Source organism: Pseudoduganella albidiflava, assembly GCF_004322755.1.
Taxonomy (GTDB): domain Bacteria; phylum Pseudomonadota; class Gammaproteobacteria; order Burkholderiales; family Burkholderiaceae_D; genus Rugamonas; species Rugamonas albidiflava.
Map to the genome: position 1 here is coordinate 5527308 of NZ_CP036401.1, position 13575 is coordinate 5540882.

Here is a 13575-nt window from a genome sequence, read left to right on the forward strand (position 1 = left end):
AGTACGGAAAATAATGTTCGGTCGCGGCAATCCTCTTACTACATTTCTGGATGTTTCATATCAAAAATTTACAAGCATGTTGTATGAAACATGAATATTGCGCTGGAAGTTGAATTATTGTTGACTCAAAGTAATGTGACAGTGTTTCATGTGCGATCGCGCCAACAGGGCACAACCCCGCGACGCGCGCGTGCGAACCATGACACTGGAACTTACAATGATTAAAGAAACAACACTCTCCCATTCGATCAGGCTGATCTGCGCGGCAGGGCTCGCGGGCATGATCGCCGTGCCGGCATTGGCACAAACCACGGATCAGCCGATCCAGCGCGTACAGGTTACCGGCTCTGCGATCAAGCACATCGATGCCGAAACCGCCGTTCCCATCACCGTGGTCAAGATGGACCAGTTGAGGGCGGAAGGCATCACGACCGTGGAACAAGTGTTGTCCACCGTTTCCGCGATGCAGGCCACCCAGGGCACCAGCCAGGTCGTGGGCCTGGGCACCGGCGGCGCCTCGTTTGCCGACATGCGCGGTATCGGCCAGAACAAGACGCTGGTGCTGCTGAACGGCCGCCGCCTGGCCAACAATGCGTTCGACAGCTCGGCGCCGGACTTGAACATGATCCCGTTCGCGGCGATCGAGCGCGTGGAAGTGCTGCGCGACGGCGCATCGTCGCTGTACGGTTCGGACGCGGTGGGTGGTGTCATCAACTTCATCACGAAGAAAGACTTTACCGGCGGCGTCGTGACCGTGGGTGGCGATTCGCCGCACCACCAGGGCGGCCAGGGCCTGAACAGCAATATCGGCCTGGGCTTCGGCGACCTGGACACGGATGGCTGGAACTTCTTCGCCATGGGCGACTTCCAGAAACAGCGCGCCATCGGCGGCCTGGACCGTGATTTCAACACGCGCTATGCCGGCGGCCTGTCCGGTTCCACCAGCCCGGCCAACTACTACCAGGAAGGCGATGCCGGCAACCCGGCCGCGCCGGACTGCACCAGCTCGCCGAACCTGGTAACGAATGGCACCAGCTGCAGGATGACGACGTCGAGCTTCGTCGACTACGTGCCGCGCTCGGAGCGCGCCACCGGCCTGTTCAAGGGCACGCTGAAGCTGCCGAACAACCATGAGCTGGGCCTGGAATACCTGATCAGCCGCAGCAAGGTGGAAAGCGCGATCGCGCCGGTGCCGTACGGCGGCCTGATCATGAACCGCACGCTGACCAATGGTGCGCTCAATCCTTACTACCCGGGCAACCCGGGCGGCGTGACGCCGAACATCCTGCTCGATCCGGAATTCATCGGCGAATCCGGCCTGCCGGAAGGCGCCGAGCCCGGCTACATCAACGTGATGTGGCGTAACCTGCCGGGTGGCTCGCGCGCCGACGAAAACATCAACCGCCAGCAGCGCTTCGTCGCTTCGCTGTCCGGCAAGGTGGCTGGCTGGGACTACCAGACCGCCCTGTCGTACAACGAGAACAAGGTGAAGGTGAACCTGAATGGCTACAGCAACGGCGACATCATCACCAAGGGTGTGCTCGATGGCGTGATCAACCCGTTCGGCGAGCAGACCGCGGCCGGCCTGGACCTGATCCACTCCGCCGCCCTGAACGGCAACATCCAGAACGCCAAGGGCACCACCAAGACCTTCGACGTGAACGCCAGCCGCGAACTGGCCGACTGGCTGGGCGCGGGCCGTGCCGCCGCGCTGGCGATCGGCGCCGTGGCAAGCCGCGAGCACTTCGTGCAGGCATCGAACACCGAGTACGCCGAGAAAGTGGTGGCCAGCACGGGTATCGACCCGACCGCCCACAACGAAGGTTCGCGCACCGTGTACGCCGCCTACGGCGAGTTGAACGTGCCGCTGCTGAAGACGCTGGACGTGACGGCCGCCGTGCGCTACGACAAGTACAGCGACTTCGGCAACAGCACCAATCCGAAGTTCAGCTTCCGCTGGCAACCGGCACCGGAAGTGCTGGTACGCGGTTCGTATTCGACCGGCTTCCGCGCGCCGTCGCTGTACGAGATCAACGCTTCGCAGACGTACACCAACACCTCCACCCAAAACGATCCGGTGAACTGCCCGAACGGCACGCCGATCCCGGGTAAAGGCTCGGCCACCAACTGCCGCGTGCAATTCCAGAAACTGGAGGGCGGTAACCAGAACCTGGATCCGGAAGAATCGAAGAACGCCACGCTGGGCATCGTCTACGAAGGCGTCAAGAACCTGACGCTGTCGGCCGACCTGTGGGCCATCAAGCTGGAACACCAGATCGACGGCCTGTCCGAGGATGACGTGTTCGCCAACGGCGCCAAGTACGCGGCCCTGTACCACCGCAACGCGGCCGGCAACCTGTCGATCGACGGTTCGCAGTGCGTCACGCCGGCCAACTGCGGCTACGTCGACCTGCGCACGCAGAACCTGGGCGACATCAAGACCCACGGCGTGGACCTGGCTGCCCAGTACCGCCTGCGCACGGGTGACTTCGGCACGTACAACTTCGCGCTGAACAGCACCTGGGTGCATGGCTTCAAGTACCAGACGTCGCAAGGCGGCGAATGGATCGACCGCCTGGGCGCCTACCGCGGCATCGGCCCGGTGTTCCGCTGGCAGAACACCGCCAACGTGCGCTGGAACCTGCGCCAGCTGGGTGCCGGCCTGACCGCGAACCACAAGTCCGGCTACCTGGACGCGGACAACGCCTTCGAAGAGAACCACCGCGTGGCGTCGTACACCACGATCGACGGCTACCTGTCGTGGACGCAGCCGAAAGGCTACGCCGTCACGTTCGGCGTGCGCAACATGTTCGACCGCGACCCGCCGCTGTCCTACCAGGAAGACACCTTCCAGGCCGGCTACGACCCGCGCTTCGCCTCGGCGATCGGCCGCACGTTCTACCTGCGCGCTTCGTACAGCTTCTAAGCTTTACGCCGCATGACAAAGCCCCGCCGGCTCGCGCCGGCGGGGCTTTTTTCATTGCTCAAAACCGGGGTCAGACCCCGGTTTCAGGAAACATTGCACAAATTCGGGGTCTGACCCCGGTTTCGGGCAACAAAAAAGGCGCTCGAGGCGCCTTTTTTGCGGGTGCTGCGGGAGCGATTACTTCGCGTTGAACAGCGCGACGGTGGTGTCCAGCATGCGGTTCGAGAAGCCCCACTCGTTGTCGTACCACGACGAGACCTTGACCAGGCGGCCGGAGACTTTCGTCAGCGTGGCGTCGAAGTTCGACGATGCCGGGTTGTGGTTGAAGTCCACCGAGACCAGCGGTTCGGTCTGGTAGGTCAGCACGCCTGCCAGCGCGCCTTCGGCGGCCGACTTCATGATCTGGTTGACTTCATCGACGGTGGTGTCGCGCTTGGCGATGAACGACAGGTCGACCAGCGACACGTTGATGGTCGGCACGCGGATGGCGAAGCCGTCCAGCTTGCCGTTCAGTTCCGGCAGCACCAGGCCAACGGCGGCGGCGGCGCCGGTCTTGGTCGGGATCATCGACTGGGTGGCGGAACGGGCGCGGCGCAGGTCTTCATGCATCACGTCGGTCAGCACCTGGTCGTTGGTGTACGAGTGCACGGTGGTCATCAGGCCGGTTTCCACGCCGATCGCATCGTTCAGCGGCTTGACCAGCGGGGCCAGGCAGTTGGTGGTGCACGAAGCGTTCGAGATCACGGTGTCCGACGCTTTCAGCACGCCTTCGTTGACGCCGAAGACGATCGTCGCGTCGACATCCTTGCCGCCCGGTGCCGAGATGATGACTTTCTTGGCGCCGCCCTTCAGGTGGGCCGAAGCCTTTTCCTTGGTGGTGAAGAAGCCGGTGCATTCCAGCACGACGTCCACGCCCAGCTCGCCCCATGGAATTTCAGCAGGATTGCGCTGCGCGAACACGCGGATCTTGTCGCCGTTGACGATCATGAAATCGCCGTCGACTTCCACGGTGCCGTTGAACTTGCCATGGGCCGTGTCGTAACGGGTCAGGTGCGCGTTCGATTGCGCATTGCCCAGGTCGTTGATGGCCACGATCTGGATGTCCTGCTTCTTGCCGCCTTCGTAGAAAGCGCGCAGTACGTTGCGGCCGATACGGCCGTAGCCGTTGATTGCTACCTTGATCGTCATTACCTATGCTCCTGATAAAAGAAAAACGGTTCTTATTATGCAACACCCCACTACAGGAGTGGGGCGCGAGGTTCTTTATGCAGCGAGGGTTATGCTTTAACTACAGCTTTGGCTTTCGCCACTACGTTCTCGACCGTGAAGCCGAAGTGCTTGAACAGCACGCTGGCCGGGGCGGATTCGCCGAAGGTGTCGATACCGACGACGGCGCCTTCCAGGCCCACGTACTTGTACCAGAAGTCGGTCACGCCGGCTTCCACCGCCACGCGCGGGATGCCCTTGCCCAGCACGCTGGCCTTGTAGGCCGCGTCCTGGCGGTCGAACACGTCGGTGGACGGCATCGACACCACGCGGGCCGGGATGCCTTCGCTCTTCAGCGCGGCGGCGGCGTTGACGGCCAGCTCCACTTCCGAGCCGGTGGCGATCAGCACGACTTTCGCATCGGCTTCGTCGGACAGGATATAGCCGCCCTTGGCGATGTCGGCGATGGCCTGCTCGGTGCGCTCATGGTACGGCAGGTTCTGGCGCGAGAAGATCAGCGTGCTCGGGCCGTTCTTGCGCTTGACCGCTTCGCCCCAGGCTACCATCGATTCGACGGTGTCGGCCGGGCGCCAGTTGTCCAGGTTCGGGATCAGGCGCAGCGACGAGACGTGCTCGACGGACTGGTGGGTCGGGCCGTCTTCGCCCAGGCCGATCGAATCGTGCGTGAACACGAAGATCGAGCGCTGCTTCATCAGCGCGGCCATGCGCAGCGCGTTGCGGCTGTAGTCGGAGAACGTCAGGAAGGTAGCGCCGAACGGGATGTAGCCGCCGTGCAGGGCCACGCCGTTCATGATCGCGCTCATGCCGAATTCGCGCACGCCGTAGTTGACGTGGTTGCCCGGCTTGCCGGAACGGATGTTGGTCGACTCTTTCCAGTTGGTCAGGTTCGAGCTGGTCAGGTCGGCCGAGCCGCCCAGGAATTCCGGCAGCACCGCCGACAGGGCCTGGATCGCGTTCTGCGAAGCCTTGCGGGTGGCGATGGTTTCCTTCTTCTCGACGCAGGTGGCGATCGCGGCCTTCAGCGTTTCATCGAAGTTGGCCGGCAGGTCGCCGTTCATGCGGCGCTTCAGCTCGGCGGCTTCAGCCGGGAATGCGGCGGCGTACGCGTCGAACTTCGTGTTCCATTCGGTTTCGAACGAAGCGCCCTTGTCCTTGAAGTTCCAGGCGGTGGTGACTTCTTCCGGCAGGACGAACGGCTCGTGGCCCCAGCTGATGTATTCGCGGACGGCGGCGATTTCCTTGTCGCCCAGCGCGGCGCCGTGCACCTTGTCGCCACCCTGCAGGTTCGGCGAACCCTTGCCGATGACGGTCTTGCAGCAGATCAGCGTCGGCTTGTCGGCCTTCTTGGCCTGCTCGATGGCGGCATCGACGGCGGTCACGTCGTGGCCGTCCACGTCGCGGATCACGTTCCAGCCGTACGCTTCGAAGCGCTTCGGCGTATCGTCGGTGAACCAGCCTTCGACCTTGCCGTCGATGGAGATGCCGTTGTCGTCATACAGCGCGATCAGCTTGCGCAGGCCGAGCGTGCCGGCCAGCGAGCACACTTCGTGCGAGATGCCTTCCATCAGGCAGCCATCGCCGACGAACGCATACGTGTAGTGATCGACCACGTCGTGGCCCGGCTTGTTGAACTCGTTCGCCAGCAGCCACTCGGCCAGCGCCATGCCGACCGCGTTGGCCAGGCCCTGGCCCAGCGGGCCCGTGGTGGTTTCCACGCCCGGCGTGATGTCCACTTCCGGGTGGCCCGGCGTCTTCGAGTGCAGCTGGCGGAAGCCGCGGATGTCGTCCATCGACACGTCGTAGCCGGACAGGTGCAGCAGCGCGTAGTGCAGCATCGAGCCGTGGCCGTTGGAGAGCAGGAAGCGGTCGCGGTTGACCCAGTCCGGATTGGCCGGGTTGTGGCGGTGGTGCCCGCTCCACAGCGCGACGGCGATCTCGGCCATGCCCATCGGCATGCCTGGGTGGCCGGAGTTGGCTTTCTGGACGGCGTCCATCGCCAGCGCGCGGATCGCGTTGGCCATCTGGGTGTGGGGAAGCTTAGCGTTCATAATCAGTTGGTGCGGGAGGTTTGGAATTCCGGGGGCTACAAGCCGTTTCGAGCTGGTAAGTGCGCTGATCAAAGCGCTGGTACGTACCCTACCTGGTGGACTGCCGAACTGCCACCATGCTGAAACCGCCTTGGCTGCGTAGCCCGCTATTTTACCAGAGGCCGGCGGCGGCGCTTAAAATCAGTGCATTCTGGACTTATTCTTATAACGATGCCACGTTTCTACATCGATGCCCCCCTCGCCACCGGCCAGTTGCTCGACCTGCCGGCCGAAGTCGCCCATCACATCCACGTCGTGCGGCTGGCGCCGGGCGATGCGCTGACCCTGTTCAATGGCACCGGCGGGCAATACGAGGCCGAGCTGGTCGAGGTCGGCAAGAAACGCGCGACGGCCGAGATCAAGGCATTCGATGGCCGCGAGGCCGAGCTGCCCTACCCTGTCACGCTGGCCCAGGCGCTGCCCGAGGGCACGAAAATGGACTGGATCATCGAGAAAGCCGTCGAACTGGGCGTCACGGCCGTGCAGCCGCTGGCCGCGCGGCGCTGCGTGGTGCGCCTGTCGGCCGAGCGGGCGCAGAAAAAGCTCGAGCACTGGCAGGGCGTCATCGTCGCCGCGGCCGAGCAGAGCGGGCGCAACCGGCTGGCCGCCCTGGACGGGCCGATGGACCTGAAGGAATGGCTGGCGCGCCCCGCCGACGGCCAGCGCATCCTGCTGAGCCCGCGCGCGACCGGGTCGCTGGCCGCCTGGAGCCGCGCCCAGGCGCCGCAGCCGGTCACGCTGCTGGTCGGCCCGGAAGGCGGCTTCACGGACGAGGAGGAAGCACTGGCGCGACAGTTCGGTGCGCTGGCGTTGTCCGCCGGGCCGCGCGTGCTGCGCACGGAAACGGCCGCGCTGGCGGTGCTTGCCGTGCTGAGCGCCGCCTGGGGCGGGATGTGATGCGGCCATGAAAAAAGGCGCCGCGGCGCCTTCGGTGGGACATGGCGGCCAAGCCGCCATGGCTCCCGATCAGAACGTATAGCTGGCGCCGAGCGAGAAGTAGCGGCCCACCGCGCCGGCCTGGTGCAGCGTTGCGTTGTACGCGGTCTGCGGCCCGGCATTGCCGTAGGTTGCCACGTCGATCGGCGGCTGGCGGTCGAAGGCGTTCAGGATCGAGGCCTTGATCGTCAGGTTCCGGTTCACCCGGAACACGGCGTTCAGGTCGGTCGACATGAACGAGCGGATCTTGCAGTATTCCGGCGGCGTGCCGTTCGGGTTGTTGTTGAAGTAGGCGCGGCCGCCCACGCTCCCGGCGATGTCGGCGCAGTCGTTGACGCCCAGCGACGGGTCCAGGCCGCTATAGGAACCGGTCCAGTTGAAGGTGCTGGTCAGCGTGAGCGGCCCCTTCTCGTAGCCCAGGGTTAGCTGGGCGCGGTTCTTCGGATTGCCCGTGTTGCCGGAAACCACGGACGGGCCATGCGTGCCGGCCAGTTCGTATTCGACGCCCACCTGGTCCAGCTTGTAGCTGATCATGTGGTTAAGGCTCAGCTGTGTGCGGAAGTTGCCGATGTCGCCGGCGTTCCAGCGGTAGCTCAGGTCCAGTTCCACGCCGGTGGTTTTCACGCCGCCGGAGTTCACGTACGACGACTGGGCATAGGCGATCGTGCCGACCGGCGGCACGCCGGTGACCAGTCCGCCGTTGCCGTCGGCGATGTCGATCGGTACCGCCGGATTGCGCGCGTACACCGGCACGAAGTCGGGCAAGCCCGATTCCGTGTTGATCTGGTTCTTCACCTCGATGCTGTAGTAGTCCAGCGTGGCGCTCAGGTTGCGCACCGGCTCGACGATCAGGCCCAGCGTGAACGACTTCGACTTTTCCGGTTCCAGGTCGGGATTCGTCGTCTGCACGAACGCGGGCACGAAGCCGCACGCGGATGGCACGTTGCCGGCCGTGGTGCGGTCGCCGTCCGCGCACAGGATCGGATCGTCGATCGCGTTGAACGAGAAGGTGGACGACGAGATGCCCGATTCGGCTGCGTTCGGGGCGCGGAAGCCGCGCGCGAAGGTGCCGCGCACCGTCAGGGCCGGGTGCGCCTTCCACTTGAATTTCGCGCCCGGCGTAAACGAGTTGCCGTACGTGTCGTAGTGGTCATAGCGGGCCGAAGCGCTCAGCTCCAGGTTCTGCAGCGGCAGCGCGTTCAGCTCGGCGAAGGCGGCCGTGTTGGTTTCGTCGCCGAATACATAGGCGGCGCCGTTGCCGACCACGCCCTGCGCCAGCAGGTCCGGCGGCGGCGCGTTCAGTTCCTTCTTGTACCAGCTGAGGCCGGCCGCGAATGTCAGCGGGCCGCCGCCCGGCAGGCGGGCCAGCTCGCGCTGCGCGTGCGCCTCGGCGAAGGTCAGCTCGGACTCTGCTTTGTCGCCGAAAGTCGGCACGATCGCCGCATTGTCCGCCGCGGAATTGCCGCCCAGCGGGTTGTACGGGTTGGTGGCGCGGCGCAGCGCGTTGTACAGCGCCACGCGGTTCACGAAGCCGCTGTAGACCGACTCGGTCTTCACCTTCGAGTAGCCGGCGGCGGCGCCGATGTCCCAGCCGCCCCAGCTGCCGTTCAGGTCGGCCGCGAAGCGCGTCGCGGTCGATTCATTGTTCTGCTGCGCCGCCGAGCCCGCGCCGGGAATCAGCCCGTACAGCCGGGCCGGCGCGCCCAGCTGGTTGATGCCGCCCGCCGGAATCCGGGTATCGGGCACGCCGTTGACGATGCGCGGCGGCTGCCCGGGCACCAGCGCGGTATAGCCGCCAAAGGTATTGCTGGGCGTGAATGCCACGGCATTCGTCAGGCCGCGGCCGTTGGTGCTTTCGCGCCGGAACATCGACGCTTTCAGCGCCAGCGTCCAGTCCTCGCCCAGCTTCTTCGTGAAGCCGGCCAGCACGCTCATCCGGTCCGACTCGGGCTGCAGGTTCGATACTTCGTCGCGCACCATGCACTGGCCGGCGCGGTATTTGACGAAGTTGCAGGTGGGGTCGAGGAACTGGTAGCTGGCCGGATTGTTGACGCCGGTGGCCGGGTTGTACAGGAAAGGACTGCTGGCGGCCGTCAGGAAACTGTTGCTCTCGTTGGGCACGCCGCGCAGCACGGACAGGCCGCCGCGCGTGGTCCAGTCGCCGCTGGCCCAGCCGTATTGTTCGCGCTGGTGCACCTTGATCGGGTCGGCATGGCGGTACTCCGCGCTGACATAGGCGTTGTAGCCATCCGTATCCAGGTCGCCGATGCCGCCGGTGGCCGTCACCTTGTGCATCTTGCCGCCGCCGTGCTGCGAATTGCCGACCTCGGCGCTGGCACTGAAGCCCTTGAATTCCTTTTTCAGGATGATGTTGACCACGCCCGCGACAGCGTCGGACCCGTACAGCGCCGAGGCGCCCTCCTTCAGCACCTCGATGCGCTCGACGGCGTCGAAGGGAATCGACGACACATCGACGAACTGGCGCTGCGAATCGTCCGACAGCGGATACGGCGACATGCGGTGGCCATCGACCAGCACCAGCGTCAGGCCGACGGACAGGCCGCGCAGCGACACGCCGGAGGCGCCGGCGGCGAAGGCGCCGGCGAAGCCCGAGCCCAGCGCGCCCTGGCCATTGGCCGACAGGTTGCTCAGCACTTCGGCGATCGACGTCTGGCCCGACCTGGCGATGTCGGCTGCCGTGAGCACCTGGATCGGGCTGGGCGTTTCCTTGTCGGCGCGGCTGATCAGCGAGCCGGTGACCGTGACGCGCTGCATCGGCTGCTGTTCAGCGGCAGCGGGGCCGGTCGTTTGTGCCAGTGCGGGGAATGCGGGAAGAGCGGCCACGGCGCCGAAAGCCAGCGCCAGCGACCGTACGAGAACGGTTTTGTTTGCCATCATGGATTTCCTCTATGAGCCAGCGATGCCGGAAACAGCGATCCGTTCGGATCACGCTATCGGCAAGGCTGTATGGATCGCGCTCCCGCGCCATGCGCGGGAACGATTCGCTCGGAAGACCAGTGGCTGTTGTTATTTATTTCCGAATCCGACATGAGACCATGGGCGGAAATGGGGTGTCAATTTATAAACATTGGTATGCGGCAAACGTGCAACAAATGCATGTATTTCGCCCTTGCCGGCAGTACCTGGGCTTGAAAGTGGTATGCCCGCCGGCTTGCGCGTCCCGCCGGGGCTGCCGTGCGCCGGCGGTCGCCTGGAGAGCGCCGCCAAATAAAAAACCCCGCACAAGGCGGGGTTCGGTCGAGCGGGGCCGGCGAGGCCGGCCCTGGCTTCATCAGAAGCGCTTGTTGTACTCGATCGTCAGGCGGGCCGAACGTGGTGCCGTGTAGCTGATCACGCGCTCGTAGATCGAATTGATCGTGGTGCCGGTCAGGTTGTACGTTTCGTCCACGTTCTGGGCGACCTGCTTGTTGGTGACGTTGAACACGTCGACCTTCACGGCCAGGCCAGGCGCGAAGGCCGGACGGTAGGCTACGTTGGCATCCAGGCGGATATCCCACGGCAGGTTGCCGCGGCTGCCGCGCGGGGCTGCGCTGTCGCCGCACCAGAAGTACACGGAACCGTAGTCGGGCGCGTCGTCCGGCAGGTTCGGGTAGTTGCCGAAGCAGCTGCGCGGGCGGCCGGAGGCTGCCAGGAAGTTGCCGCCGACGCTCCACTCAGGCGTGACTTCGTAGTAGCCGAATGCCTTGACCTGGTGCTTGCGGTCGTTCGGCAGCGGGCCGTAGGCGCCGTACATCAGCTCCTGCGTATCCCAGGTGGACGTTGCCGCCACGTCGGTCTGCGCGTTGTCCGAACGGGTCTGGCCCTCGGTGTTGCCGCGGCTGCGCGACCACGTGTAGTTCACGCGGCCATACCAGCCGTTGCGCAGCGGGTGTTCGGCGAACAGGTCCAGCGCGGAGTACGTACGCTTGGCCTTTTCGAAGCCCAGCTCGGCGGCGCTCAGGTTGACCAGCGTGTACTGCTTGTTGCCTTCGAAGTCGACGCGGAACGTGTTGTCCTTGCCCGGATTGAACGTCACGCAGCCGAGGCCGTGGAAGTTGTCGAGGCTGACATTGTTGCGCTCAGCCCAGGCCACCACGGCGCGGTCGTCGCAGTAGTCGTCGATGGTTTCCTTCAGCTTGCGGTAGGTGACCTTGGCACCGACGTTCAGCGACGGGGTCAGCACTTTTTCCAGGCCCAGCGTGATTTCATCCTGGTAGGTCGGCTTGATGTCGACCGAGGTCAGCGTGTTGACGTCCTTGGCCTGGCCGTACTCGTTGTTGGTCGAGACCACCGGGGTCATGGCCACCAGGCCGGTCGGGTTGCCGTTGGCATCCGTGCCGGTGTAGCTGAAGTATTCACGCGTGTTCAGCGAGCGGCTGGCGCCGCGCACTGCCAGGTGGGTCGGGATCTGCAGCGCGTAGCGGCCGGCCGAACCGAAGACTTTCAGCGACGCGTCGCCGTTCACGTCCCACGTGGCGGCCAGGCGCGGCGACTTGAAGTTCTTCACTTCCAGGAAGGTCTCGCCATCGCCGTTCTTGTTCTTGAAGCCTTCGTTACGCAGGCCCACCGTGACCAGCACGTCCTTCGTGACTTGCCAGCGGTCTTCGATGTACTGCGCGGTCTGGTCGGAGTACGCGTTGGTCGACGAGTCGAACAGGCGGCGGCTGACGAAATAGCCCTGCTGCGCCAGGCCCGGGTAGCTGCCCAGCACGGTCGGGACACCGCCCAGCGAGACGGCCGTCGTGGTGTTGGCATTGAAGTCGTAGAACCAGACGCCGCCACCCGCGTTCACGTCGCCCGCGGCGATCGACTTCAGCTTGTTGTTGTCGAAGCCGGCGCGGATCTGGTGGTTGCCGATCTTGTATTCCAGGTCCATGCGGCCGGACGACGTATCGTTCTTCGCGTCGTTCGGGAAGATCGTGCCGGAGAGCACCTGGCTGGTCGTGTAGTTCAGGCCAGGGTACTGGGCGCGGGACGCCGCGGTGATCTGGTACTGCGAGCTAAGGTCGCCGTCATACGTGTTCTCGACCTTGGTCTTGCTCTGGCCGTACAGGGCGGTGATCGTCAGGTCTTCCGTGATGTTGCCCGTGTAGCGCAGGATCTGCGAGTCGGCGCCGACCGGGGTGTAGTTCGAGTTGTTGCGGTAGTGCTCGGACGACGACTGCTGGGCCGATTTCTGGCCGGTCGCGTAGTTGTAGCCGTAGAGCTGGCGATCCTGCTTGTTGTCATCGCCGAGCAGGGTCAGCTCGAGGCGGTGGTTGTCCGTGATGTTCCAGTCGAACTTGGCGAGGTAGCGGTTCGAGCTGTCCTGGCGGTCTTCCCAGCCGGTACGGGCCAGCGACGGGCTGCTCGGGATGCCCAGCGTGCTGTTGTAGCGGTTGACGTTGCCGCGGTCGGTTTCCTTGCGCTCGATGGCCGCGAACATGAACAGCGTGTCCTTGATGATCGGACCGCCGACATAGGTGCTGTAGGTGCGGCCGGTTACCGTGCTGTTCGAATTGCGGCGGAAGATCGTGTTGTCGGTCGCCTTGTTTTCCGGCGCGCCGGTATTCGGGTAGTACACGTCCTTGGCTTCGGCGCGCAGGCGATTCGGCTCGTATTCCCACTTCGCGCCGGCTTCCCACGTGTTGGTACCGCTCTTGGTGGTGACGTTCAGCACACCGCCGACGGAACGGCCGAATTCGGCACCGAAGCCGCCGGTCAGCACCTGCGCCTGGGCGATCGCGCCGAACGGCAGTTCGGAACCGCCCAGCTGCGTCAGCGGATTGGTGACCGGGAAACCATTGATGTAGTAGGCGTTTTCGGAAGCGCCGCCGCCACCGAACGAAGCGCCCGCGGCATAGCGCGAGTCGGCACGGGTGGTGTTCGGTGCCAGCTGGATGATCGCGTCCACGTTGGTGGCGATCGGCAGCTTGGCCAGTTCCTTGGCGGTGAACGTCGCGCCATTGTTGGAGTTCGACACGTCGATACGGCTGCGGCGGCCGGTCACCTGCACGGCCTGGATGCCGGCGGCGACGAAGGAAGCGTCGGTACCCTGGCCAACCAGCACTTCGACTTCGGTCGTCTTCTCGACCTTGCCGTCACGCACCAGCTCGACCTTGTAGCGGCCCGGCGGCATCGCGGTCGCGTTGTAGCGGCCGTTGTTGTCCAGCGTGATGGAACGGCGGTAGCCGGTCTCCACGTTGTTCAGCACCACGGTCGCACCAGCGGGCGCCTCGACACGGCCGAACACGTTACCTGCCGCGTTCGACTGCGCAAAGGCGGCAGGCGCAACCGCGACCGTCAACGCCGCCGCACTGAACGCGGCGGACAAAGCTCGTACCAGAATGGTTTTTTGAATCATATGATTTCCTAGTTATTTTATAACCTGTTAATAGGCCACCCGGCTGCCTTTATCTA

6 protein-coding genes are annotated in these 13575 nt (G+C 64.5%); 2 read left to right on the top strand and 4 right to left on the bottom strand.

What is annotated here, in order from left to right; genetic code table 11:
• Nucleotides 1–217: 217 nt before the first annotated feature.
• On the top strand, nucleotides 218–2926 hold the full coding sequence (locus EYF70_RS22905; RefSeq protein ID WP_165497778.1) for a TonB-dependent receptor: 2709 nt from the start codon (nucleotides 218–220) through the stop codon (nucleotides 2924–2926).
• Between the two features lie 177 nt (nucleotides 2927–3103).
• On the opposite strand, the gene gap is transcribed toward EYF70_RS22905, so the two are convergent.
• A complete protein-coding gene (gap, locus tag EYF70_RS22910; RefSeq protein ID WP_130185952.1) occupies nucleotides 3104–4114 on the bottom strand; it encodes a type I glyceraldehyde-3-phosphate dehydrogenase in 1011 nt (336 codons plus the stop codon).
• Nucleotides 4115–4203: 89 nt separating this feature from the next.
• Nucleotides 4204–6201: a transketolase gene (tkt, locus tag EYF70_RS22915; RefSeq protein WP_131147457.1), complete on the bottom strand. Its 1998-nt coding sequence runs from the start codon at nucleotides 6199–6201 to the stop codon at nucleotides 4204–4206.
• Between the two features lie 210 nt (nucleotides 6202–6411).
• Here tkt and EYF70_RS22920 point away from each other — a divergent pair, with 210 nt between their 5' ends.
• Nucleotides 6412–7137 (top strand): 16S rRNA (uracil(1498)-N(3))-methyltransferase, encoded by a 726-nt coding sequence (locus EYF70_RS22920; RefSeq protein WP_131147458.1) that lies wholly within the window; start codon nucleotides 6412–6414, stop codon nucleotides 7135–7137.
• Between the two features lie 69 nt (nucleotides 7138–7206).
• On the opposite strand, the gene EYF70_RS22925 is transcribed toward EYF70_RS22920, so the two are convergent.
• Both EYF70_RS22925 and EYF70_RS22930 read right to left on the bottom strand, forming a co-directional pair.
• Nucleotides 7207–10074 carry a TonB-dependent receptor gene (locus EYF70_RS22925; protein WP_131147459.1) on the bottom strand — a complete coding sequence of 956 codons (2868 nt, stop codon included), beginning with the start codon at nucleotides 10072–10074 and terminating at the stop codon, nucleotides 7207–7209.
• Between the two features lie 394 nt (nucleotides 10075–10468).
• Nucleotides 10469–13519 (bottom strand): TonB-dependent receptor, encoded by a 3051-nt coding sequence (locus tag EYF70_RS22930; RefSeq protein WP_131147460.1) that lies wholly within the window; start codon nucleotides 13517–13519, stop codon nucleotides 10469–10471.
• Between the last annotated feature and the right edge of the window lie 56 nt (nucleotides 13520–13575).